This window comes from Lacrimispora sphenoides (assembly GCF_900105215.1).
In the GTDB taxonomy this organism is placed as follows: Bacteria; Bacillota; Clostridia; order Lachnospirales; family Lachnospiraceae; genus Lacrimispora; species Lacrimispora sphenoides_A.
In genome coordinates, this window is sequence record NZ_FOIP01000001.1 from 1,728,536 (window position 1) to 1,751,881 (window position 23,346).

The 23,346-nt window shown below is 45.7% G+C and carries 23 protein-coding genes and 1 riboswitch; of the genes, 20 read left to right on the forward strand and 3 right to left on the reverse strand.

Going from position 1 to position 23,346, the window contains the following annotated elements; translation table 11 throughout:
- Positions 1 to 8 precede the first annotated feature (8 nt).
- The 4 genes from BMW45_RS07890 (at position 9) to BMW45_RS07905 (ending at position 4,077) form a co-directional block, all read left to right on the forward strand.
- A complete protein-coding gene (locus tag BMW45_RS07890) occupies positions 9 to 1,403 on the forward strand; it encodes an aminopeptidase (protein WP_025230376.1) in 1,395 nt (464 codons plus the stop codon).
- Between the two features lie 172 nt (positions 1,404 to 1,575).
- On the forward strand, positions 1,576 to 2,670 hold the full coding sequence (gene tig / locus BMW45_RS07895; protein ID WP_092241993.1) for a trigger factor: 1,095 nt from the start codon (positions 1,576 to 1,578) through the stop codon (positions 2,668 to 2,670).
- A 28-nt stretch (positions 2,671 to 2,698) separates the two neighbouring features.
- Positions 2,699 to 3,283, forward strand: coding sequence for a xanthine phosphoribosyltransferase (locus BMW45_RS07900; RefSeq protein ID WP_092241996.1), 585 nt, complete (start codon positions 2,699 to 2,701; stop codon positions 3,281 to 3,283).
- The gene (locus BMW45_RS07905) at positions 3,280 to 4,077 is read left to right on the forward strand and encodes a Cof-type HAD-IIB family hydrolase (protein ID WP_092241999.1); all 798 of its coding nucleotides are present in this window, start codon (positions 3,280 to 3,282) and stop codon (positions 4,075 to 4,077) included. The genes BMW45_RS07900 and BMW45_RS07905 overlap by 4 nt, the downstream gene beginning before the upstream one ends.
- Before the next feature lie 97 nt (positions 4,078 to 4,174).
- Here BMW45_RS07905 and BMW45_RS07910 read toward each other — a convergent pair whose 3' ends face one another.
- Positions 4,175 to 5,584 carry an NAD(P)/FAD-dependent oxidoreductase gene (locus BMW45_RS07910; RefSeq protein ID WP_025230372.1) on the reverse strand — a complete coding sequence of 470 codons (1,410 nt, stop codon included), beginning with the start codon at positions 5,582 to 5,584 and terminating at the stop codon, positions 4,175 to 4,177.
- 10 nt (positions 5,585 to 5,594) lie between these two features.
- Positions 5,595 to 5,690: riboswitch (purine riboswitch) on the reverse strand.
- Positions 5,691 to 5,741: 51 nt separating this feature from the next.
- The gene (locus BMW45_RS07915) at positions 5,742 to 6,305 is read right to left on the reverse strand and encodes a DUF4091 domain-containing protein (RefSeq protein WP_330390778.1); all 564 of its coding nucleotides are present in this window, start codon (positions 6,303 to 6,305) and stop codon (positions 5,742 to 5,744) included.
- Between the two features lie 274 nt (positions 6,306 to 6,579).
- Here BMW45_RS07915 and pth point away from each other — a divergent pair, with 274 nt between their 5' ends.
- From pth to BMW45_RS07940, 5 genes are all read left to right on the forward strand, one after another.
- On the forward strand, positions 6,580 to 7,146 hold the full coding sequence (gene pth / locus BMW45_RS07920) for an aminoacyl-tRNA hydrolase (RefSeq protein ID WP_092242002.1): 567 nt from the start codon (positions 6,580 to 6,582) through the stop codon (positions 7,144 to 7,146).
- Positions 7,147 to 7,155: 9 nt separating this feature from the next.
- The gene (mfd, locus tag BMW45_RS07925) at positions 7,156 to 10,704 is read left to right on the forward strand and encodes a transcription-repair coupling factor (RefSeq protein WP_092242005.1); all 3,549 of its coding nucleotides are present in this window, start codon (positions 7,156 to 7,158) and stop codon (positions 10,702 to 10,704) included.
- A 131-nt stretch (positions 10,705 to 10,835) separates the two neighbouring features.
- Positions 10,836 to 11,021 (forward strand): hypothetical protein, encoded by a 186-nt coding sequence (locus BMW45_RS07930; RefSeq protein ID WP_092242008.1) that lies wholly within the window; start codon positions 10,836 to 10,838, stop codon positions 11,019 to 11,021.
- A gap of 190 nt (positions 11,022 to 11,211) precedes the next feature.
- On the forward strand, positions 11,212 to 11,760 hold the full coding sequence (gene spoVT, locus BMW45_RS07935; protein WP_092242011.1) for a stage V sporulation protein T: 549 nt from the start codon (positions 11,212 to 11,214) through the stop codon (positions 11,758 to 11,760).
- Between the two features lie 43 nt (positions 11,761 to 11,803).
- On the forward strand, positions 11,804 to 11,947 hold the full coding sequence (locus BMW45_RS07940) for a hypothetical protein (protein WP_025230366.1): 144 nt from the start codon (positions 11,804 to 11,806) through the stop codon (positions 11,945 to 11,947).
- Positions 11,948 to 12,081: 134 nt separating this feature from the next.
- Here the strand turns inward: BMW45_RS07940 and BMW45_RS07945 are convergent, their stop codons facing one another.
- Positions 12,082 to 13,062, reverse strand: coding sequence for a ComEC/Rec2 family competence protein (locus tag BMW45_RS07945; RefSeq protein WP_092242014.1), 981 nt, complete (start codon positions 13,060 to 13,062; stop codon positions 12,082 to 12,084).
- A gap of 222 nt (positions 13,063 to 13,284) precedes the next feature.
- Between BMW45_RS07945 and BMW45_RS07950 the strand changes: the two genes are divergently transcribed.
- From BMW45_RS07950 to BMW45_RS08000, 11 genes are all read left to right on the forward strand, one after another.
- Positions 13,285 to 13,677 (forward strand): MazG nucleotide pyrophosphohydrolase domain-containing protein, encoded by a 393-nt coding sequence (locus tag BMW45_RS07950; protein WP_025230364.1) that lies wholly within the window; start codon positions 13,285 to 13,287, stop codon positions 13,675 to 13,677.
- Between the two features lie 63 nt (positions 13,678 to 13,740).
- Positions 13,741 to 14,043: an HU family DNA-binding protein gene (locus BMW45_RS07955; protein ID WP_268875600.1), complete on the forward strand. Its 303-nt coding sequence runs from the start codon at positions 13,741 to 13,743 to the stop codon at positions 14,041 to 14,043.
- A gap of 3 nt (positions 14,044 to 14,046) precedes the next feature.
- Complete coding sequence (locus tag BMW45_RS07960; RefSeq protein ID WP_025230363.1) at positions 14,047 to 14,286, forward strand: RNA-binding S4 domain-containing protein; 240 nt, start codon at positions 14,047 to 14,049, stop codon at positions 14,284 to 14,286.
- 89 nt (positions 14,287 to 14,375) lie between these two features.
- A complete protein-coding gene (gene yabP, locus BMW45_RS07965) occupies positions 14,376 to 14,660 on the forward strand; it encodes a sporulation protein YabP (RefSeq protein WP_025230362.1) in 285 nt (94 codons plus the stop codon).
- A gap of 95 nt (positions 14,661 to 14,755) precedes the next feature.
- Positions 14,756 to 15,112 carry a spore cortex biosynthesis protein YabQ gene (gene yabQ, locus BMW45_RS28930; protein WP_025230361.1) on the forward strand — a complete coding sequence of 119 codons (357 nt, stop codon included), beginning with the start codon at positions 14,756 to 14,758 and terminating at the stop codon, positions 15,110 to 15,112.
- A gap of 17 nt (positions 15,113 to 15,129) precedes the next feature.
- Complete coding sequence (locus BMW45_RS07975) at positions 15,130 to 15,453, forward strand: septum formation initiator family protein (protein ID WP_025230360.1); 324 nt, start codon at positions 15,130 to 15,132, stop codon at positions 15,451 to 15,453.
- Between the two features lie 231 nt (positions 15,454 to 15,684).
- Positions 15,685 to 17,100: a SpoIIE family protein phosphatase gene (locus tag BMW45_RS07980; RefSeq protein ID WP_330390706.1), complete on the forward strand. Its 1,416-nt coding sequence runs from the start codon at positions 15,685 to 15,687 to the stop codon at positions 17,098 to 17,100.
- A 74-nt stretch (positions 17,101 to 17,174) separates the two neighbouring features.
- Entirely contained in the window at positions 17,175 to 18,551 is a 1,377-nt protein-coding gene (gene tilS / locus BMW45_RS07985) for a tRNA lysidine(34) synthetase TilS (RefSeq protein WP_092242020.1), read from the forward strand.
- Positions 18,544 to 19,071 carry a hypoxanthine phosphoribosyltransferase gene (hpt, locus tag BMW45_RS07990; RefSeq protein ID WP_025230357.1) on the forward strand — a complete coding sequence of 176 codons (528 nt, stop codon included), beginning with the start codon at positions 18,544 to 18,546 and terminating at the stop codon, positions 19,069 to 19,071. Before tilS ends, hpt begins: the two co-directional genes overlap by 8 nt.
- Positions 19,072 to 19,083: 12 nt before the next feature.
- A complete protein-coding gene (ftsH, locus tag BMW45_RS07995; RefSeq protein ID WP_025230356.1) occupies positions 19,084 to 20,901 on the forward strand; it encodes an ATP-dependent zinc metalloprotease FtsH in 1,818 nt (605 codons plus the stop codon).
- A 372-nt stretch (positions 20,902 to 21,273) separates the two neighbouring features.
- Positions 21,274 to 23,337 carry a glycoside hydrolase family 13 protein gene (locus tag BMW45_RS08000; RefSeq protein WP_092242023.1) on the forward strand — a complete coding sequence of 688 codons (2,064 nt, stop codon included), beginning with the start codon at positions 21,274 to 21,276 and terminating at the stop codon, positions 23,335 to 23,337.
- Positions 23,338 to 23,346 lie beyond the last annotated feature (9 nt).

A 23,346-nucleotide genomic window follows, 5' to 3' on the forward strand; every position in this document is an offset into this window, starting at 1 on the left:
ATCACGAAATGGAGAAAACAAAAGGACAACAATTGCAGGAAGAACTGACATTTAAATTTCCGCATATCGCAAAGGAGGCGCCTTATCAGCGTGAAGAGGCGGAGATGTTCTGCGAGGGCTATAAGAGATTTCTGGACAACGGAAAAACCGAACGGGAATGTGTCAGAGAGGCCGTGGCAATGCTTGAGATGCAGGGATACCGTCCCTTTGACGCCGGAAAAAACTATAAGACTGGCGATAAAGTGTACTACGTGAACCGCGGCAAGGCCATCATTGCAACCACCTTCGGCAAAGCGGAAATGGAACAGGGACTTCGCATCAACGGAGCTCACATCGATTCCCCAAGGCTTGATTTAAAGCCCAATCCTGTTTTTGAAAAGAATGACCTGGCTTATTTTAAGACCCATTATTACGGTGGAATCAAGAAATACCAGTGGGGAACAGTTCCCTTAGCCATCCACGGGGTGATCATTAAGAAAAACGGTGAGATTGTGGAATTAAACATCGGTGAAAAGGAAGGCGATCCCGTATTCTGCGTGACAGATTTGCTTCCCCATCTGGCAAGTGAACAAAATGACAGAAAATTAAGAGATGGTTTAAAGGGCGAGGAACTGAATGTACTCATTAGTTCCATTCCCTTTATTGACGAGGCGGAGCTTAAGGAGCCTGTGAAGCTTCTGGCCTTAAAGCTGCTTAATGACCGCTATGGAATTACAGAAGCGGACTTCTTCCGCGCTGAGATTGAGCTGGTACCGGCCCAGAAGGCCTGTGACGTAGGACTTGATCATAGCCTTATCGGTGCTTACGGGCAGGATGACAGAGTATGTGCCTATACGGCTCTGATGGCTGAAATCGATGCCAACATGCCTGAATATACGACGGTTACCGTTCTGGCAGATAAAGAGGAAGTCGGTTCCGAGGGAAATACCGGCTTAGATTCCGATTTTGTGCTTCACTACATTCAGGATCTGGCTGCCATGGCTCAAGTGGATGTAAGAAAGGTGCTTAGAAACTCCATTTGCTTATCCTCCGATGTCAATGCGGCCTATGATCCCACCTTTGGCCAGGTATATGAAGACCGCAATTCCTGCTTTTTAAACAAAGGCTGCGTCCTGACCAAGTACACCGGTGTCCGGGGCAAATCAGGTTCCAACGATGCAAGTGCGGAGCTTATGGCAAAGATCATCGCCATGATGGAGCAGGAAGGTATTTACTGGCAGATCGGAGAGCTTGGCGCAGTGGATCAGGGCGGCGGCGGCACCATTGCCAAATATGTGGCTCATATGAATGTGGATGTGGTGGATTTAGGAGTTCCTATTCTTTCCATGCATTCTCCCTTTGAGCTTTCTTCCAAGCTTGATGTGTACAATACATACAAGGCTTTTCGGGCATTTTACAAATAATGTTTTTCACATTTGAAATAGGGGACTTACCTGATCCGGTTAAATATAACGGAATTTTGAAATTTTTGTTAATTTCGGGAAAAAGCTTTTTTTACCTTGCCCGATATGGTATAACTGACTAGAAGCACTTTTTTAATCAATTATTAAAAATAGAAAGAAAAAGGATCATATTATGAAGAAAATTTTTAAAGTTTGTATGTGCGGTTTGGTTGCCGCCGCTCTTATTACCGGATGTTCTAAAAAGCCGGCAGAAAAGCCTGCAGAAACTGAAACGGAAGCAACGGAAAGCTCAGCACAGGAAACTTTGGCTGTTGAGGATTTAACTGGTGTGGATAATGGTACCGTTACCCTGGGAGATTATAAGGGAATTGAAGTGACCAAGGAACCGGTAGAAGTGACTGATGACGAAGTGAACCAGGCGGTTCAGAACGATTTATCCGTAAGTGCAAAGGATGTTGAGGTTGACCGGGCTATTCAGAAGGACGATGTGGTTAATATTGACTACGTAGGAACCAAGGATGGCGTTGCTTTTGACGGCGGTACAGCTCAGGGCTATGACTTAACAATTGGCTCCGGACAGTTTATCGAAGGCTTTGAAGACGGTCTTGTAGGTGCGAAAAAGGGGGACAAGGTGTCCTTAAACCTTACATTCCCGGAAGGTTATCAGAATGCGGATCTGGCAGGAAAGGCTGTGTTATTTGATGTAACAGTCAATACCGTTAAAGAAAAGCAGGTTCCCGAATTAAACGATGCTTTTGTTCAGGAAACTACATCCTTTAAGACAGTAGATGAATACAAGGAAGACAAGAAACAGACTCTTTTACAGAATAAAAATGATGAAGCAGAGCAGAAGATGAAAAGCGATATTTACACTGCCATCTTAAATGGTTCTAAAGTGGAACCAAAGCAGGAAGCAGTTGATGCCAATTTCAATAACATGATTGCCAGATATTCAAACCAGGCAGCAGCTTACGGTATGGACTTTAAGACCTTTGTAGGCGCATTTACAGGAATGGGAGAAGAGGACTTTAAGAACATCATAAAGACTCAGGCAGAGGCGACTGTAGAACAGAGACTGATCGTAAACGCCATAGCGGAAAAAGAGGGAATCACAATTACAGATGAAGATCGTAAGGAAGTTGCAGAGCAGATGGGTTATGAAAGCGCTGAAAAGATGATCGAGACCGCAGGCCAGTTTGATGTAGATGATTATATTATTAACAATAAAGTAATGGATTTCCTTACAGAGAACGCAGTTATTAAATAATGAATAATTTACGATTGGGGGAACCTTTATGCAGCTTTTAAAGGACAGAATACGGAAAGATGGAAAGATAAAGTCCGGTGATGTGCTGAAAGTAGACAGTTTTTTAAATCATCAGATGGATATCAAGCTGTTCGTAGAAATTGGAAAGGAATTTAAGAGACGCTTTGCCGATTATGAAGTCAATAAAATTTTAACCATTGAAGCTTCCGGCATTGGCATAGCCTGTATCGTGGCCCAGTACTTTGATGTACCGGTGGTATTTGCAAAGAAATCCAAGACTAAGAATATCGCAGGTGATGTATATACCACCCCGGTGGAATCCTTTACCCACGGTAGGACCTATGACATCATGGTTTCCAAGGAATTCTTGGGAGCCGATGACAAGGTACTGCTGATTGATGATTTTTTAGCCAACGGAAAAGCCTTGGAAGGTCTGGCTGCTATCGTAAAGGATTCCGGTGCAAAGCTGGTTGGTGCAGGAATCGTGATTGAAAAGGGCTTCCAGCCCGGCGGAGATCGATTAAGAGCGGAAGGAATCCTGGTAGAGTCCCTGGCCATTGTGGAAAGCATGGATGAAACAACAGGGACCATATGCTTTCGGGGTGACCGATGAGCGAGAAAAGAAAGGCCTTGTTTTTCGATATTGACGGCACGCTATTTTCCGAGGTAAACCGGAATGTGCCTGAGAGCGCAAAAGAGGCAATTGCACAGGCTCGAAAGAATGGTCATCTGGTATTCATCAATTCCGGACGTACCGATTGCCTGATCGGTTCCATCAAAGAGCTGATCCAGGTGGATGGCTACTGCTGTGGCTGCGGAACCCGTATTATAGCGGAAGACCAGGTTCTTTTTTCTGCGACAATCCCTCACGAGCGGGGAATTGAGCTCAAGAGCATCATACAGGAATATGACCTGGATGGAGTTTTAGAAGGAACGGAAAGCTGTTATTTTAAAAAGGGAACCTCCCGCCTTCCACAGGTGGAGAGAATGAAGCAGATCGTAGAACGGGAAGGGAACTTATCGCCCTACGGTTGGGAAGAGGACTGCTACGACTTTGATAAGTTCTGTGTTTTTGCAGACGAAAAAAGTGATTTAAAGGGCTTTTCCCGGGCTCTGGGACTGGACTTTGAGATCATTGACCGGGGTAGTGGGTTTTATGAATGCGTTCCTTCTCAGTATTCCAAGGCAACAGCCATTGAACTGGTTTTAAAGCACTATGGGATCGCTCTGGAAGATGCCTATGTATTTGGTGACAGTACCAATGACTTATCTATGTTTGAATATGCGAAGAACTGCATCCTTATGGGGCATCACAGCGTGGAGCTTGAGCCTTATGCAACCTTTTATACAAAAAATGTGGAAGACGATGGAGTGGCCTATGCGATGAAGAAGCTGGGACTGGCTTGATCGAATATAGAGAAAAAACAGATGGGAGCATCAGCCGATGCTTCCATCTGTTTTTTATATACTTACGTGGAATACTTATTTTTACTCTTTTTTACTCTTATTTCATAGCTGTAAGAATGCTTCTGGCTACGCTTAAGCCGTTGGCAGATGCCTGCTGAAGCCCTCTTGTTACAGATGCACCGTCGCCGATGGCGCGCAGGCCCTCCACGCTGGTTTCAAAGTCTGTATTGACCACAACCTTATTGGAATAGAATTTTACTTCTACACCGTATAACAGAGTTTCTTCGCTGGCAATACCTGGAGTTACCTTGTCCAGGGCAAGAAGCATTTCTTTTATGTCAACCATAATGCGGTGAGGAAATACCAGGGATAAATCGCCGGGTACCGCATCCTTTAAGGTGGGGATCAGATTGTTGCGGCATAAGCGCTCCTCTGTGGTGCGTCTGCCTCTTTGGAAATCGCCAAAGGTCTGCACCAGGATCTTGCCGTCACAGAGCATGTTGCTCAGCTGGGCGATCTGCTTGCCGTATTCAATGGGGGTCTTAAAGGGCTTAGTAAAGTTTTTGGATACCAGGATTGCAAAGTTGGTGTTGTTTGTCTTGTATTCCTGGGATTTGTAGGCATGACCGTTGACAACCGCCAGCCCGTTTTCATAGTATTCCGTGGCTACCTCGCCGGAAGGATTGGTACAGAAGGTACGAACCTTGTCGTCAAAGGTAGGGGTATGGTAAACAAGCTTTGCTTCATAAAGGTTCTTGTTTAAGAATTCCATGACCTCGTCCCGGACCTCTACCCGGACTCCGATATCTACAGTTCCCACCTTGGTTTCAATTCCATGGTTTTCACAGATATGGCTGAACCAGTCAGAGCCTTCGCGGCCGATGGCGGACACGATCTCCGGTGCATAGCAGATCTCTTCCTTATCTGTAATAACGCCTGTTGCTTTATTATTTTCGATGATAATATCCTTTACCATCGTGTTAAATGCCATTTCAACCCCCTGCTCCAATAAATGCTCCTGGAGGCGGGTGTAAATCTTATAGCCTTCTTCCGTACCCAAATGGCGGATGGGACATTCGATCAGCTTTAAGTTGGCTCCTATGGCTTTACGGCGGATTTCCTGAATCTCTTTTTGTTTGTCAACGCCGTAAACATTGGTGTCTGCGCCGAATTTTAAGTAAATGTTGTCTGATTCCTTAAGCAGCTCCACTGTTTTATCATATCCAAGTATTTCAGGGAGGTTTCCGCCAACATCAGGTGATAAGGATAATTTTCCATCGGAAAATGCTCCGGCTCCTGCAAAGCCTGTGGTGATGGAGCATGGCTTGCAGCCTACGCATGTTTTTGTTATCCGTTTGGGACAGGTCCGGTTTTCGATCCGGCGGCCCTTTTCGATCATAAGAATCTTAAGGTCCGGCTTTTTCTCGATCAGCTCATAGGCACAGAAAATACCTGAGGGGCCTGCACCAACGATGATGACGTCGTAATTTTTTGAAACATCCTTCATGAACATCACTCCTTTTCCTTCTAACCCTTATAGTCAACTATTATGGTAGTTGGTAGATACGATCAACCGATTATGAACTTATATAAGCGCAACAGCTTTATTCTATCATAGTGGATACGGAAAACACAAGAGATATCCATTCTTCGGAAGAACTTTTTTATATGTATTTTTTAATCATCCGGTTGATCTTATTTTTCACCCCCATAAAATAGGCGTTTGATTTCGGATAGGAACGGAAGGTGATGGGTTCGGATAAATCTTCCTCCAAAAGCTCAATGACAGCCTCTTTTCCAATATACTGCTCTAACAGCTTTAGTGCCCTGTGATCCTGTATGGCTTCGTAAAGAACCATAAGGCGTATGGATTCCTCCGGAACACCGTCAGGCCCCGGATAAACAAGGAAGGCATCACCGGAAGGGAAACTCCCATCACAGTCTGTCACCTCATAAGGGTTTAAGTGGCGGAGGGAAAATGCGGAATTATAGAAATTGAATCCCCAGTGAAGGATTCCCTCAATCCCATATTTATATACCTGAAGGCCGTAAACCCGGTTCCTTGCAGAGGGCATTGCCATGAAACGGTTGGCGACGTCCACGCACTGTGCGGTGCAGTAGTAGCTCCATAAATGGGGAATCTTATGGTCTAAGAACGGCTCTATGTGGTCATTGGCACAGGCCGGACGTTCTATTATGCCGGATTCATAAAAGGAATAATCGGACAGAGCGCCTAAAAGGCGGCGCCTTCCTGGTGTTTTAAGCGGTCATTCTTCTGATGCAAAATTATCCTTATTATAACTGGATGTATTTTTCTTTACAACTGTTTAAAAATAAAAAGGCGGTGTTTGCCTTTACATCTTAAGAATGAACTGTTAAAATAAAAAAAGCAGCGTTAGACCCCCGGTTTTGGGAAATCTAGCGCTTTTCGGGCGTTAGAAACCCCTAAAAAGTCATGAATCGGAACCGTAATTAATATAGACAATAATAAGGAGAATCATCATGTATATCATCGCAGGATTAGGAAACCCCACCAGGGAATATGAAAAAACCAGACACAATGTAGGGTTTGAGGCTGTGGACGTTCTGGCGGACAAACTGGATGCCAGGGTAACGGAAAAAAAGCACAAAGCATTTTATGGGACCGGAAGGATCGGATTGGAAAAGGTTATTTTATCAAAACCACAGACCTTTATGAACCTAAGCGGAGAGAGCATCCGGGCTATGGCGGATTTTTATAAGGTGGAGCCAGACCACATCATTATCATCTGTGATGACATCAACTTAACGGAAGGCCAGTTAAGAATCCGGTCAAAGGGAAGCGCCGGAGGCCATAACGGCTTAAAGAACATCATAAGCCATCTGGGAACTCAGGAATTTTTAAGGATCCGGGTGGGAGTTGGTGAAAAGCCAAAGGAAATGGACCTGGCAGACTATGTTTTAGGCCGTTTCCCCAGAGAACAGGCAGCGATCATGGACCAGGCGTACAAGGATGCAGCAGAAGCAGCTATTATGGTGGTTACAGAGGGAGCGGAAGCGGCGATGAACCATTTTAACAGGAAGAAGTAAGGAGATTTCATGAGTGATCTATTTGAAAAACCATTGAGGGAATTAAAGGATTTTGAGGACCTTTCCGGTGATCTGTTAAAAAGAGCCGGACCTGTCATGGCCAGCGGCTGTATGGATTCCCAAAAGGTTCATCTGATGTATGAATCGGCAAAACAGGAAGGCTTAAGGCTGGTAGTCACTTATGATGACACCAGAGCCAGGGAGATCTATGAGGACCTGCGCTTCTTTGATCCTGATGTTTGGCTGTATCCGGCCAGGGATCTTCTGTTTTTCAGCGCGGACATCCACGGAAACCTGCTGACCAAGCAGCGTATGACCGTGTTCCGTCATTTAATGGAGAAATCCTCTGGCTGGGTTGTCACGACCTTTGACGGGCTTATGGACCACCTCCTACCGCTTGAGTACCTTAAGAAACAGGTGCTGTCTGTGGAAGGCGGTCAAACCATTGACGTGGAAAAATGGAAAAAACGTCTTACAGAGCTGGGATATGAACGTATGGCCCAGGTAGATGGCATGGGGCAGTTCTCCATCAGGGGCGGGATCATTGACGTATTCCCTTTAACCGAAGAGCTTCCGGTGCGTATTGAGCTGTGGGATGATGAAGTTGACTCCATCAGAACCTTTGATATTGAGAGCCAGAGATCCATTGAACAGTTAGAGAGCATACGGATCTATCCTGCCACGGAGATGGCTCTGACAGGGAGTCAGATCCAGGAGGGAATCGAAGTCCTGGAAAAGGAATTAAAAAAATACGAGAAGGATTTAAGGGCACAGTCAAAAATACAGGAGTCCGCCAGGATCCGTTCCATTGTATCCGAATTTTTGGAAGGGCTTAAGGAAGGGTTCCGGCAGCATGGGCTGGACGGCTATATCCATTACTTCTGCCAGGAGAGCGTGTCTTTTCTGGAGTATTTCCGCGGGGAAAATTCGGTACTTTTTCTGGATGAGCCGGAACGGCTTAAGGAAAAAGGGGAAACCGTTGAAATGGAGTTCAGGGAAAGCATGATACACCGCCTGGAAAACGGTTACCTCCTTCCGGGACAGACCGGTCTTCTTTATACTGCAAAAGAGATGCTGGCCAGGGTCCAGACAAAGACAACGGTTTATTTGACCGGCTTAGAGCAGAAGCTTCCCGGTTTTACAGTAAAAAACCGCTATAGCTTCCAGGTGAAGAATGTAAATACCTATCAGAATGGGTTTGAGCTATTAATAAAGGATTTAACCAGATGGAAAAAGGAAGGATACCGGGTAATCCTTTTATCCGCTTCCAGGACCAGGGCCAGCCGTCTGGCAGGAGATCTAAGAGAGTATGATTTACGGGCCTACTGTCCTGATGATGGGGGAGAGGGTCAGGAGGTAAAGCCAGGGGAGATTCTGGTCACCTATGGAAACCTCCACCGGGGCTTTGAATATTCCATGATAAAATTTATCGTCATAACGGAAGGCGATATGTTTGGTGTGGAAAAAAAGAAGCGGAAACGGAAAAAGACCTCCTATGAAGGAACCAAGATTCAAAACTTTTCCGATCTTTCCATCGGTGATTACGTAGTCCATGAGGAACATGGTCTTGGTATTTACCGGGGAATCGAAAAAATCGAGCAGGATGGAGTCATCAAGGATTATTTAAAGGTAGAATATGCGGACAACGGGAACTTATATCTTCCTGCGACAAGGCTTGACGGAATCCAGAAGTATGCCGGAGCCGAGGCGAAAAAACCAAAACTGAACCGGCTGGGAGGGGACCAGTGGAACAAGACTAAGACCAGGGTAAAAGGCGCGGTAAAAGAGATTGCCAGGGAGCTGGTACAGCTCTATGCGACCAGGCAGGAGACCCATGGATTTCAGTACGGAGAGGATACGGTCTGGCAGAATGAATTTGAAGAGATGTTTCCTTATGAGGAAACCGAGGATCAGTGGGATGCCATAGAGGCGACCAAGACGGATATGGAAAGCAGGAAGATCATGGATCGTCTGATCTGCGGGGACGTTGGATACGGAAAGACGGAAATCGCCCTCAGGGCTGCATTCAAGGCGGCGCAGGACGGTAAACAGGTCGTCTACCTGGTTCCGACAACCATCCTTGCCCAGCAGCACTATAATACCTTTGCCCAGCGTATGAAAGATTTCCCTGTCCGGGTGGATTTAATGTCCCGTTTCCGGACTCCGGGGCAGATGAAAAAGACCCTGGAGGATTTAAAACGGGGACTGGTGGATATTGTGATCGGAACCCACAGGGTCTTGTCAAAGGATGTGCAGTTTAAGGATCTGGGCCTTCTTATTATTGATGAGGAACAGCGTTTCGGCGTGGCCCATAAAGAAAAGATCAAGCAGCTGAAAGAAAATGTTGATGTGCTGACTTTAACGGCCACTCCCATTCCAAGGACCCTGCACATGAGTCTGGTTGGTATCCGTGACATGAGCGTGCTGGAGGAACCTCCCGTAGACCGTATGCCAATTCAGACCTATGTCATGGAGCATAACGATGAAATGGTGCGGGAGGCCATTCACCGGGAGCTTTCCCGCGGAGGACAGGTTTATTATGTATACAACCGGGTAAGCAACATCGACGAGGTAGCAAACCACATTGCCAGTCTGGTTCCCGAGGCAGCGGTAACCTTTGCCCATGGGCAGATGCACGAGCATGAACTGGAGCGGATCATGTTTGATTTTGTTAATGGTGAAATCGATGTCCTGGTATGCACCACCATCATTGAGACCGGACTTGATATTGCCAATGCCAACACCATGATCATCCAGGATGCGGACCGCATGGGCCTTTCCCAGCTATATCAGCTTCGTGGGCGTGTAGGCCGTTCCAGCCGGACTTCCTATGCATTTCTAATGTATAAGCGGGATAAGCTGCTGAAGGAGGAGGCAGAAAAACGTCTGCAGGCCATCCGTGAATTTACAGAACTGGGTTCCGGGATCAAGATCGCCATGCGGGATCTAGAAATCCGGGGGGCAGGAAATGTTCTGGGAGCGGAACAGCACGGACACATGGAAGCAGTAGGATATGACCTTTACTGCAAGCTCTTAAATCAGGCGGTTTTAGAGCTTAAAGGACAGAGGAAGGAAGAAGAAAGCTATGAAACCGTGGTGGACTGTGACATAGATGCATACATCCCCACTTCCTATATTAAGAACGAATATCAAAAACTTGATATCTATAAGCGGATCTCCAGCATTGAGAATGAAGAGGAATATATGGATATGCAGGATGAGCTGATGGATCGTTTCGGTGACATTCCTAAACCGGTTGATAACCTGCTTAAGGTGGCTGGCTTAAAGGCTCTGGCCCACAGCGCCTATGTGACAGAGGTTAATATTAACCGCCAGGAGGTCCGCCTGACCATGTATAAGAATGCAAGGCTTAAGGTAGAGGGAATTCCGAAGATCATTGATCAGTACCGTGGCGATTTAAAGTTCCAGATGGGAGAAATACCAAGGCTTACGTATCTTGACAGAAAGAAAAATCAGTCCACCGATGCCATGATCAGCCAGGCTGAGGTGATATTAAAGCAAATGTTGGAATTGTCAGAAAAGAATGAAAAAATATGAAAATTGACTTCTAAAATACCGTTCATCTGGTTGATTTTTGTCTTATTTGTGATATAATAATAGTAGAAGAAGGGCTTTTGTCCCAGATGCTTTCTTTGTTCCCATTAATGTTCCGGAGAAAGGTGGTAGCTATGGACGTTTTAGGTATGTATCTTCTACAGAGAGTTTCAAATGAATTGACAATTCAAAAATATGGTTCTTTTGAAAACCATTTTGTAACCCCCGTTCCAGATAACGCAGCTGCAAAGGCAGCCCATGAGAGATATCTGTCATCCTCAAAGCAAGTGATACGCCGTGTCAGACAGGGTGACTTCTAAACTGGGAAAACCCCGGCTTCTTCAAGCAATTTACTAAGTCTGATTAAAAAATCAGGGTTCGACTTTTTTTTAACAAGTCGGCCCTGATTTTAAATTTTGGGAAAAATGGCAGACTTAAGTATAATCTGTTGCTTTCGTAGCAAAATAATATCAGTGATATAAAAACGCACAAGATGGAGGAATTTTAATTATGAAAGCAACTGGTATTGTAAGACGAATTGACGACCTGGGACGTGTAGTTATACCGAAAGAAATCAGAAGGACGCTCCGGTTACGTGAAGGGACTCCGCTTGAAATATTTACAGACAGGGAAGGAGAAATCATTTTAAAGAAATATTCTCCGATGGTAGAACTTACTGCTTTTGCTTCCCAATATGCAGAAGCCATGGCTCAAACTACCGGACTTACCGTATGTATCAGCGACAGAGATCAGATCATTGCTGTGGCAGGAGGATCTAAGAAGGAACTTCTGCAGAAGACCATCAGCAAGCAATTGGAGAACCTTATCAATGAACGCACGGTCGTGGTGTCAGGAAAGGATGACAAGAGCTTTATTCCTCTGTCAGGGGAAACTCTGGAAGGGATAACGGCTCAGGTGGTGGCTCCCATTATCTGTGAGGGCGATGCAATTGGGGCAGTAGCTTTATTGAGCAGAGAACCCAGAGCACGTTTTGGAGATATGGAAATAAAGCTGGCTACAACGGCCGCCGGATTTTTAGGCCGTCAAATGGAAGGCTAACCTTGCCGCAAACCAACATACATGAATCAGGAGGTGAATAGAAATGAAGGTTTTTGTACCAGAGGAAGATGATTATAACGATGGCGATATCCCGGAAATTGATACGGAACCATACAAAGATGGATCCTACGTTGAACCATTACCGGAATCAGAACGGCCAAGGCGGGATGGTCCCGGGGGAAATTAACCGGACGCTTATGCCATAGTCCATGAGAGATATGCCCTTTAAGCATACCTCTCCGTCCGGACAGCATAGACAGTAAAGAGATAATGACAAAAAAAGAAACGGCATCTGCCGTTTCTTTTTTAGGCGAAAACTGGTTAATAGATGATCTGGTCTCCGTCTTTAATGCAATAATTTACCTTTACTCCCAGCTCTTCCATCCATTTCCTGGTTTCAAGTGTTTTCCAGTCCCCGCTGCCGATTCCGCCGCCGTTGTCGTTATTCCACAGCCAGAGCGGACAGGGCCAGAGGGCGATTTGAGGTTTAATGATGGAATATACATCCTGATTAACACCGTACTGGCCGTGGTGGGACATCTGAACGATATCGCTTTTTAAATCTTCTGCGCTTCGTTCTGCAGCCAGGAGTTCACCAGCTTCGGGTCCCATATCACCCAGCACCAGGATGCTTACGTCATTTAGGAAAAATTTATAAGCAACGGAGCTGTTATTTACGGAGGTGACATCCAGAAGATAGGGATTGTTTAAAACCTTTGCTTTTATCTGGCCCAGCTGGATTTCCTGATCCTTCTGCACGGTGTGCAGCTTTTCGGCGGGGAGTGTTGCAAGGGCGGATATCAGACTGTTTACCATACTGTTCCTGGAAGGTTCTACTTTTTCATACCAGGATAAGTCCGCCAGGGAATAATAGACATTATCAATGGTGATCTGGCTGTCTGGATTATTCAGAATCTGGACAAGTGCCCCTATATGGTCTGAATGAGGATGGGTAATAAACCATCCGGATACATGCCCACCCTTAGAACGGAGCACTTCCGTTAAATGGGCCGCATCTATATCCCAACCGCCGTCAATGACCACAAGAGTTCCGTTTTTGTCCTGTAATATCATGGAAAGCATTTGCCGGTTGTCGTAATCGGATAGCAGGGATAAGCTGCCGCCGTTAAAAATTTTACTTCCTGGTCCGATATTAAGAGCCGGTCCAAATCCCATGCCCCGCATCGTCAGCTCTCCGGCTGAAACACTGGGTGTTAAGAGCTCCGTGGTAAATGCGGTAAATACAATGTTTAAAAATAGAATACAAGCTGCTATTTTTTTCCATATGCTGAAATTCTTCATGGTTACCTCCGTTTTCCTTTGTATAGTTTATTTCATGAAGATTGGCCGTTAGATGAGCCAAAGGCAAATCGAACTTCCTTAAATAATCTCTCTTATTATATAAGAACAGGCACTTTTTTAACAGGGGGGAGAAACAATTGTCAGAAAATCTTCAGAATTAAAAAAAGCCTGATCCCATAGACAGCCTTGTCATGATATAATAACGGCAAAAGGAGGCCGATCATGTATACTTTTGAAGATTTAGTAAATATTACAAATAAACTGCGATCCGAAAAAGGCTGTTCCTGGGACAGGGAGCAGACCTATGAAAGTCTGAAAAAATGCCTTGAAGAGGAAAGCAGGGAGGTTCTTAATGCCATTGATCATGAGGATATGGAAAACCTTTGCGAAGAACTGGGTGATATCCTTTTTCTGGTAATGCTTTACAGCCAGATTGCAAAGGAGCGGGGAGATTTTTCCACTGATGATGTGGTAAACGGAATCTGTAAAAAAATGATACGCAGACACCCCCATGTTTTTGGCGGAGAAAATGCTGGTTTGCAGCTGGAGGGACAAGCGCTTTGGGAGGCAATAAAAAAGCAGGAGAAAGCCTTACAAAAGTGCGAAAAACCTTGACAAAAACGGGAGAAACAGCTATAAATGATATAGTAATCGTGTTATGCGAAAAATCGTAGCCTGGTGCTACATTCTAGGAGGAAGATATCAATGAACAAAGCAGAGTTAATCGCAGCAGTCGCAGAAAAAGCAGAGCTGTCCAAAAAGGATGCAGAGAAGGCAGTTAAAGCTTTAACAGATGTAATATCTGAAGAACTGGTTAAAGGCGAGAAGATCCAGTTAGTTGGTTTTGGTACATTTGAGGTATCTGAAAGAGCGGCAAGAGAGGGAAGAAATCCAAAGAGCGGCGAAGTTATGAACATCCCTGCTTCCAAGACACCAAAATTTAAAGCTGGAAAGGCTTTAAAGGATATGGTGAACGCTTAATCCATGAGACTGGATAAGTTTCTCAAGGTTTCTCGTCTGATCAAGAGAAGAACCGTAGCGAACGAAGCCTGTGATGCAGGACGTGTGCTTGTAGGTGGAAAGCCTGCGAAAGCTTCTTTAAACATTAAGGAAGGCGACATCATAGAGATCCATTTTGGGACTAGCTCTGTAAAGGTTGAGGTTCTTGATGTAGCGGAAACGGTTAAAAAGGAAGAAGCGAAAGAACTTTATCGCTATCTCTAGTTCACAGTTTCGATACGTACGATAAATTTCAGTAATATTGGAGCGTGCCTCCTAATATACTTTAGACAGGTATATTAGGAGGTTTTTGTATGGAAGAAAAGGTGAATATCCGTCCTCACAGGCTCACAATAGAAAACCGGGGTTCCGGTACGATGACAGGAATACGGGAAGTGGTGTCCTTTGATGAAAACCAGGTAGTTCTTGATACGGACATGGGACTTTTGACTTTAAAGGGAAAGGGGCTTCACGTCAGCCGCCTGACTCTGGAAAAAGGGGAAGTGGATTTAAACGGCAATATTGAAAGTCTTACCTATTCCTCCAATGAAGCTCTGCGCAGGTCAGGGGAATCCATGATTTCCAGGCTGTTTAAATAAAAAAGGAAGTTCGATTCCCTGGTGGTTCATCGAACGGCTGATTTTCTAAGCTCAGCCGGCGCTTTGCTAAGAAAATTATGCCCAGAAGGAGTCATATGAGCGTTCATATCGTATACGAAGTAAAACTTCTGCTCTACAGCTTTTTAACAGGCGCAGGGCTTATGATAACATATGACCTGTTACGCATTTTCCGTATTTTTATTCCTCATTCCTATGTGTTTATAGGAATAGAGGACATGATATACTGGGTTTATGCGGCCTTAGTCACGTTTTCTCTGCTGTATGAACAGAATGACGGAGGATTAAGAGGGTACGCCGTTGCTGGAGTATTTATAGGAATGTTTTTATATGATAAAATAATAAGCAGACATTTCATAAAACTCTTGAAACATTTCCGAATATATCTTAAAATAAAGGTGAATGGTTGTAACCGAAGAAAGAACCGGCATTAAAGGTGATTGGTGATTGTATGGACAAAATGGGAAAATCAAGACGAAAGAGAAAAGATAGGTGGGGCAATCGAATGACGATTATCGGCATTACCTTTGTCGTATTCAGCCTTGCTGTGATTGTTACCATTAAGGGAGTCACGTTAAAAGAGAAGGAGCGGGAATATGAGCTCCGTCTGGAAAATCTTCAGGCCCAGGTGGACAAGGAAGAGGAACGGTCTCAAAAATTAGAGGAATACCGGGTTTATGTCCAAACCAAACAATATATTGAAGAAGTCGCAAAGCAGAAGCTGGGACTTGTAAATCCTGACGAGATATTACTGAAGCCGTCGCGCAGGCAGTAGCCCCCCTATGTCCCAAGAGCTTGGACAATAAAGGGGAAAGCTGTCGTACGATTTTAGATCATGAGTCAGCCGTTTTGACAAATATTTTCCTTCTGCCTGTATATAATGTGGATTATGAGAAACTGTATTTTAGTTTCTCATAAAAGGTGCTGCTTTTGCACCGTCCATCCGATTATGAAAACTTGTTTTCATAATATGGTTTAAAGCATGATACAGGCAGGAGGGATTTTTGTGTTCAGACGTAAGGCGGCACATCATGATATGGCTGATGTGAATGTATATACGGCAAAAAGATTAAACGACATGGCCAGCTCCTTGGGAGAGCTTGCCAAAGCTTGTACAGATGACTTGTCAGCAGAACAGGGACTTACAAAGGAAGACGGCATTGCAGCCCTTGAAACGGCGGCGGCTATGGTATGCGCAGGCTGCAACAAATGCATTGTGTATTCCGGGAAAGAACAGGACAATCAATATTATCTGCAATATCTGGTTCGTGCATTTGAACAAAAAGGGAGTGTGGACTACGGGGATATGCCCCGTTTTTTTCTGGAAACCTGTAAAAGGAAGGATGACTACATGGTCCAGCTGAACCGGGGGCTTGGCAAAGCCACCATGAATCTGGCATGGAAGAACCGTTTTTTAGAAAGCCGCGACGCGGTTATCGTCCAATTTAAAGAACTGGCTGTGATTTTGGAGGAGTTTTCTCATCAGGTAGAACATTCTGTTGACATAACTCCGGATTGGGAGGAAGAAATTAAGCGGGCTTTCCGCCGCAACCATATTATCATTGAGAAGATGCTCATTTTAGAATACGAGAATCATCAGAGGGAAGCATTTCTGACTATGCGGACCTTGAACGGCCGGTGTGTGACGGTAAAGGAGGCTGCGGAGATCCTGGAAAATGCCATAGAGGAAGGGGAATGGACGGTTGCCCCTGACGGCAGGAACTTAGTGACCAAGCAGGCCGATACCATACGGTTTGTTGAAAAGGGAGAGTACCGGGTCATTTATGGTGTGGCCAAAGCAGTCAAAAGCGGAGAAGAGGTATCCGGAGACAATTATACCTTTGGACAAGTCCAGCCTGGACAGGTTATCATGAGCCTGTCAGACGGCATGGGAAGCGGCAGAGTGGCCGAAGAGGAGAGCAGGCAGGTCATTGAGCTGACTCAAAGGCTTCTAGAGGCCGGATTTTCCACCAGGGCAGCCCTTAAAATGGTCAATACGGTCCTGCTTCTCACCGGGATCTCCCAGCATCCGGCCACCCTGGATTTATGCTGTATTGATTTAAAAACCGGGATCATGGAGGCCATGAAGCTGGGAGCGGCAGCAACCTATATTCTCAGTGAAAAGGGAGTAGAGCTTTTGGAAGCAGGTGAAGTGCCCATGGGAATCCTAAATCCTGTGGAGCCGGTCCTCCTGTCTAAAAAGCTATGGGATGATAACCGGATCATAATGGTGAGCGACGGCGTGTTAGACGCTCTTCCGGCAGACGAAAAGGAACTGATGCTGCAGGAATTCATTGCAGGAATGCCGGTAAAAAATCCTCAGGATATGGCTGATCGGATTCTCCTGTTTGCAAGATCCTTCAGCGATAAGGCGGCGGATGATATGACAGTTCTCACTGCTGGAATATGGAAAAGAAAATAATAATTGCAACAGACATGTTTTGTGGGTATATTTATAATATAGAGGGGAGAAAATCAACTAAGGAAGGTGGCTGAATGTACAGAACGATATTAGATTATATCAGACGGAACCGGCTGTTTTCTCCGGGGGACCGCGTCATTGTGGCGCTTTCCGGAGGAGCCGATTCGGTCTGTCTTCTTGTAGTCTTAAACGAGCTTAAGGAAGTGCTGGGGCTGGAATTAAAGGCGGTTCATGTCCATCACGGCTTAAGGGGGAAAGAGGCAGACAGAGACAGCGATTACGCTGGTAAGCTTTCAGAATCGATGGGAGTGCCGTTTGCCTGTGTCCGGGTGGATGCAGCCCTTTATGCCAGGGAACATGGTATGTCAGTAGAAGAGGCAGGAAGGCATTTGCGTTACCAGATCTTTGAGAAGGAGTGCCTTGACTTTTCAGGGACAAAAATAGCGGTGGCCCATCACAGGGATGATCAGGCGGAGACCATTCTTTATAACCTATTCCGGGGGAGCGGGTTAAAAGGGCTTGGAGGAATGCGCCCGGTACGGGACAAAATTGTCCGCCCGCTGCTGTCAGTTGGAAGGGAGGAAATTCTTGCATATCTGGCGGAAAAAGGGATATCTTATTGTGAGGACTCTACCAATGCCCAGACGGATTATGTGAGGAATCGCATTAGAAGCCAGATTTTGCCGGAGATCAGGGAAGAAGTCAACAGTCGTGCAGGGGAAAACATCCTTCACGCAGGAGAGATGGCTGCACAGGCAGATGCGTATCTGGAAAAGCAGGCAGAAGGCATATTAAAAGCCTGGGGAGTCGGGGAAACGGATGAGGCCGGAACAATAACGGCGCGGGGAGTTGATACAAAGGCTCTTTTGGCGGAAGATGACATTATAAAGAACTATGTGATCCGGATCATGATCCGGTCTGTCAATGAATCCATGAAGGATATTACGATGACTCACGTGGAAAGCGCAGCAGCGCTTCTTTTTGGTTCTTCCGGCAGGCAGGTGGATCTGCCCTGCGGGCTTATTGCTGTGCGTATTTTTGATGAATTGTGGATAAAAAGGAAAAAGCAAGAAGGATTGGTGGATAAGGAAAAGACTGTTTTTCTTCCAGAACTGGAATTTAAGATCTTTCCCTACAAAAAAGGTCAGGAAATTCCCAAAAACGGGTATACGAAATGGTTTGATTATGATAAAATCAAGTGTGCGCTGTCTGTTAGGTATCGAAAAACCGGGGATTACATGACACTGGCCGGGGGCGGCAGAAAAACCGTCAAGGAATTTATGATTCATGAGAAGATACCGAGAGAGGAACGGGAAAAAATACCGCTTGTAGCGGATGGTTCCCATGTCCTCTGGGTCATCGGATACCGGATCAGTGAATATTATAAGATAACAGATGATACCCGTACAGTAATACAAATGCAGTTAGACGGAGGAAAAAACAATGGATGATAAGATACGTATATTGTTATCAGAGGAAGAAGTAGCGGCAAGGGTAAAAGAAATAGCAGAAGAGATCAGAAGAGATTATGATGGAAAACCACTTCATTTGATTTGTATTTTAAAGGGTGGTGTTTTCTTTACCTGTGAGCTTGCAAAGCGGATCAATCTGCCTCTTACCATGGATTTCATGTCCGTATCCAGTTACGGCGCCGGAACGGTGTCCAGCGGAATCGTTAAGATCACCAAAGACCTTGATGATCCCATTGAAGGAAAGGATGTATTGATCGTGGAAGATATCATTGATTCCGGCAATACCCTGGCCTATCTGATTGAGGTATTAAAGCAGAGGAATCCAAACAGCATTGAGCTGTGTACCCTTCTTGATAAACCGGAGCGCCGGGTGAAGGATCAGGTCAAGGTGAAATATACCTGTTTTACCGTACCGGATCAATTTATCGTTGGATATGGCCTTGACTACGATCAGATATACAGGAATTTACCATATATTGGAGTTATAGAACAGCAATAAGGAGGCAGCATGTTGAAACAACAGCAACCATTCAGAGGCTTGGGCTTTCTGCTCCTTCTGGTCATCATGCTTTTCTTTGCCAGTAGGCTGCCCCAAAAGAGCGGAATTATTACCAACCAGGAGCTGATGCAGGCAATTGATAATGGAACCATAGTCTCGGCAACCATCAGGCAGAACGACCCGCCCCCAACGGGAAGGATCGAGATGACCATGACTGACAACTCAACAAAACAGGCCAATGTGTCCAATGTCATTGAGATCCAGGATCGTCTGGATCGCAATGGAATTACCTATACAGTGGATGCGGTACAAAAGGAAAATTTATTCCTGACGATTACGCTTCCGTTAATCTTAACGGCGGTAGTTTTGGTTTTTCTGTTCATGTTGATGAATGCCAGGGCAGGGGCAGGAAGCGCTAATGCCAAAATGATGAATTTTGGAAGAAGCCGGGCTCATCTTGCAAAGGACGCCAACAAGGTGAACTTCAGCAAGGTAGCAGGACTTGAAGAAGAAAAGGAGGAGCTGGAAGAAGTCGTTGATTTCTTAAAGAATCCTCAGAAGTATACCAGTGTAGGGGCCCGGATCCCAAAGGGAATCCTCCTTGTAGGACCACCCGGAACAGGAAAAACCCTCCTTGCCAAGGCAGTGGCAGGAGAAGCCGGGGTACCGTTTTTCTCCATTTCCGGTTCCGATTTTGTGGAAATGTTTGTAGGTGTCGGCGCTTCCCGCGTGAGAGACCTGTTTGAAGAAGGGAAAAAGCATGCCCCCTGTATCATATTTATCGATGAGATCGATGCAGTAGCCCGCCGCAGAGGTACCGGTATGGGCGGCGGACATGACGAAAGAGAACAGACCTTAAACCAGCTTCTGGTGGAGATGGATGGCTTCGGGATTAATGAAGGGATCATCGTTATGGCGGCTACAAACCGTGTGGATATCCTGGACCCGGCAATTCTGCGTCCCGGACGCTTTGACCGGAAGGTAGGGGTCGGAAGGCCTGACGTAAAAGGAAGAGAAGAAATCTTAAAGGTTCATTCCAAGGAAAAACCTTTGGGAGAAGATGTGGATCTAAAGAGGATCGCCCAGACGACTGCGGGATTTACTGGTGCGGATCTGGAAAACCTCATGAATGAAGCCGCTATCTATGCGGCCAAACACAGCAAGAAATTTATCAACCAGGCTGACGTTGACAGAGCTTTTGTAAAGGTTGGAATCGGAGCCGAGAAAAAGAGCAAGGTAATAACCGAAAAGGAAAAGAGGATTACGGCTTACCACGAAGCAGGCCATGCGATTTTATTCCATCTGCTTCCTGATGAGGGACCGGTGCATACCATTTCCATCATTCCTACGGGAGTCGGTGCTGCCGGATATACCATGCCATTACCGGAAAATGATCATATGTTCAACACCAGGGGCAAGATGCTCCAGGATATCATGGTGGATTTAGGCGGAAGGATCGCAGAGGAGCTTATTTTCGGCGATATCACCACCGGAGCTTCCCAGGATATCAAGCAGGCAACCGCTACAGCCCGGGCCATGGTGACCCAGTACGGAATGTCTGATAAAGTGGGTATGATCAATTATGGCAATGAGGGCGATGAAGTCTTTATCGGCCGTGATCTGGCCCATGCAAAGAGCTACGGCGGCCAGGTGGCCAATACCATTGATAATGAAGTAAAACGGATTATTGATGAGTGCTATGAAAAGGCAAAGGATATTATCTTAAAACATGAAGAGGTACTCCACGCCTGCTGTAAGCTGCTCATGGAAAAAGAAAAGATTGGCCAGAAAGAATTTGAAAATTTGTTTTCTGCAGTAGCGGAGGGTTAAGTACCTTCTGCAGGCTTTCACGAGATAAAAGCGCAGAGTCCGGGAAAATATCTAAGTTTCCGCCCCGGAATCTGTGCTTTTTTGTGTTCAGTGCTGGATGAAAGGAAAAATGCATAAAAAATCAAAGGTAAAAAAATGATGTTTGTGCACACTTATTTTCTCAGTCGTGATATAGTAATAATCGTAAACCCCCCCAATACATTATATAGTTTTTGCTACACCCCATAAGAAACGAAATACCTTCTCCGAAAAACGGTCAGCTGCCCCGCTGGCCGTTTTTTATGTTTTTTACTTAAAAAGGCAGGGTTGTATATTTTGATTCAATCGGATAAAATAGAATGTATAGATGACGAGAAAGGAAATGAAAATCATATGTGCTTCCAGGCTGAGGCGTTAAATAGAGATGCATTATTTACTGATGAGACAGAAAGTTTCCGATTCCCGGCAGAGCCCCGTGTGGGAGATGATGTGATTCTGATTTTCCGGACGGCAAAGGACAATGTGGACCAGGTTTGTTATATCCAGGAGGGGTTAAGCGGAGAGACGGTCATGGATAGGGCAGAGTCTGACGGCCAGTTCGATTATTATAAACATAGATTGACGGCAGGAGAAGAGAAAATCAGCTACAGCTTTAAAGTGTATAAGGGCAGAGAAGTCTGCTGCTATAACCGGCTGGGTGTTTCCGGGGATAATCCGGAAGGGTTTTGCTTCCGCATTGTACCCGGTTTTTCCACTCCTGACTGGGCCAAAGGAGCCGTCATGTATCAGATTTACGTAGACCGGTTCTGCAACGGTGATGTGACCAATGATGTGGCAGACGGAGAGTACGTATATATTGGCCATCCGGTATCCAAGGTACAGGACTGGGGGAAATATCCCAACCAGATGGATGTGAGGTATTTTTACGGCGGCGATTTACAGGGAGTATGGAATAAGCTGGATTATTTAAAGAGTCTTGGTGTTGATGTAATCTATTTTAATCCCATTTTTGTATCACCATCCAATCATAAGTATGACAGCCAGGATTATGATTACATTGATCCCCATTACGGCCTGATCGTTAAGGATGGAGGGCAGCCGGTAGCGGCCGATGCAGTGGATAACCGGCTCGCTGAAAAATACATGATCCGTACCACAGATAAAGAGAATTTAGAAGCCAGCAATGAATTTTTCGCCCGGTTTGTTAAAGAGGTGCACAAACGAGGGATGAGGGTCATCCTGGATGGGGTATTTAATCATTGCGGTTCTTTTAATAAATGGCTGGATGGAGAACGGCTCTATGAGATGTCCGGAACGTACGAGCCGGGAGCCTATGTGTCAAAGGACAGCCCATACCGGACATTTTTTAAATTTTACGACGAAGAAGCCTGGCCTTATAATGGTTCCTACGACGGCTGGTGGGGGCATGCAACCCTTCCAAAGCTGAATTATGAGGACTCCAGGACTTTGTATGAGTATATCCTGCAGATCGCCAGAAAGTGGGTATCGCCACCCTACAATGTAGATGGATGGCGGCTTGATGTTGCGGCAGATTTAGGACACAGCAGCGAATACAACCATAAGTTCTGGAGAGATTTCCGCAAGGCGGTAAAGGAGGCCAATCCGGAGGCTATTGTGCTTGCTGAGCATTACGGGGACCCGTCCAGCTGGCTCCAGGGGGACCAGTGGGATACGGTCATGAACTATGATGCTTTCATGGAGCCCGTAACCTGGTTTTTGACAGGCATGGAAAAGCACAGCGACGAAAGAAACCCCAGTCTGTTCGGAGATGGAGAAAGTTTCTTTAAGTCTATGAATTACCATATGAGCCGCATGATGACAGGTTCCATACAGGTAGCCATGAATGAGCTGTCAAATCATGATCATTCCCGTTTTATGACCAGAACCAACGGCCGGGTGGGACGGACTTCCACTCTGGGCCCGGAAGCAGCCTCTCAGGGCATCAACAATGGAATTTTCAGGGAAGCGGTTATGATCCAGATGACCTGGCCCGGCGCTCCCACAATTTATTACGGAGACGAGGCCGGTGTCTGCGGGTGGACGGATCCGGATAACCGGAGAACCTATCCCTGGGGCCGGGAGGATTTAGAACTGATCGAGTTTCACCGGTATATGACCGGACTTCATCACAGCATACCGGCATTGCGCCTTGGGTCCTTAAAACAGCTTCTGGCCGGGAGACACCTTATTTCTTATGGGCGTTTCTTAAAGGACAGCATTTGCGCCGTAGCGGTCAACAATCTTCCGGAAGAACGGCAGATCGGGATCCCTGTATGGCAGTTGGGTATGGAGGACGGGGAAATCATGTCCCGGTACATGCTAACCTATGAAAACGGGTATAATGTAGGTAAAATTCCTTATGAGGTGAAAGACGGTCAGGTGCTTGTCTCCATGCCGGGAACAAGCTCTGTTTTGCTGGTAGCTGAGCGGGAATAGAAATTTTAT

What these genes read in the sequence shown, in the direction of transcription:
- BMW45_RS07890 (WP_025230376.1), top strand. Translation starts at nt 9, where the DNA reads ATGGAGAAAACAAAAGGACAACAATTGCAGGAAGAACTGACATTTAAA.
- tig (WP_092241993.1), top strand. Translation starts at nt 1,576, where the DNA reads ATGAAGAAAATTTTTAAAGTTTGTATGTGCGGTTTGGTTGCCGCCGCT.
- BMW45_RS07900 (WP_092241996.1), top strand. Translation starts at nt 2,699, where the DNA reads ATGCAGCTTTTAAAGGACAGAATACGGAAAGATGGAAAGATAAAGTCC.
- BMW45_RS07905 (WP_092241999.1), top strand. Translation starts at nt 3,280, where the DNA reads ATGAGCGAGAAAAGAAAGGCCTTGTTTTTCGATATTGACGGCACGCTA.
- BMW45_RS07910 (WP_025230372.1), bottom strand. Translation starts at nt 5,584, where the DNA reads ATGAAGGATGTTTCAAAAAATTACGACGTCATCATCGTTGGTGCAGGC.
- pth (WP_092242002.1), top strand. Translation starts at nt 6,580, where the DNA reads ATGTATATCATCGCAGGATTAGGAAACCCCACCAGGGAATATGAAAAA.
- mfd (WP_092242005.1), top strand. Translation starts at nt 7,156, where the DNA reads ATGAGTGATCTATTTGAAAAACCATTGAGGGAATTAAAGGATTTTGAG.
- BMW45_RS07930 (WP_092242008.1), top strand. Translation starts at nt 10,836, where the DNA reads ATGGACGTTTTAGGTATGTATCTTCTACAGAGAGTTTCAAATGAATTG.
- spoVT (WP_092242011.1), top strand. Translation starts at nt 11,212, where the DNA reads ATGAAAGCAACTGGTATTGTAAGACGAATTGACGACCTGGGACGTGTA.
- BMW45_RS07940 (WP_025230366.1), top strand. Translation starts at nt 11,804, where the DNA reads ATGAAGGTTTTTGTACCAGAGGAAGATGATTATAACGATGGCGATATC.
- BMW45_RS07945 (WP_092242014.1), bottom strand. Translation starts at nt 13,062, where the DNA reads ATGAAGAATTTCAGCATATGGAAAAAAATAGCAGCTTGTATTCTATTT.
- BMW45_RS07950 (WP_025230364.1), top strand. Translation starts at nt 13,285, where the DNA reads ATGTATACTTTTGAAGATTTAGTAAATATTACAAATAAACTGCGATCC.
- BMW45_RS07960 (WP_025230363.1), top strand. Translation starts at nt 14,047, where the DNA reads ATGAGACTGGATAAGTTTCTCAAGGTTTCTCGTCTGATCAAGAGAAGA.
- yabP (WP_025230362.1), top strand. Translation starts at nt 14,376, where the DNA reads ATGGAAGAAAAGGTGAATATCCGTCCTCACAGGCTCACAATAGAAAAC.
- yabQ (WP_025230361.1), top strand. Translation starts at nt 14,756, where the DNA reads ATGAGCGTTCATATCGTATACGAAGTAAAACTTCTGCTCTACAGCTTT.
- BMW45_RS07975 (WP_025230360.1), top strand. Translation starts at nt 15,130, where the DNA reads ATGGACAAAATGGGAAAATCAAGACGAAAGAGAAAAGATAGGTGGGGC.
- tilS (WP_092242020.1), top strand. Translation starts at nt 17,175, where the DNA reads ATGTACAGAACGATATTAGATTATATCAGACGGAACCGGCTGTTTTCT.
- hpt (WP_025230357.1), top strand. Translation starts at nt 18,544, where the DNA reads ATGGATGATAAGATACGTATATTGTTATCAGAGGAAGAAGTAGCGGCA.
- BMW45_RS08000 (WP_092242023.1), top strand. Translation starts at nt 21,274, where the DNA reads ATGTGCTTCCAGGCTGAGGCGTTAAATAGAGATGCATTATTTACTGAT.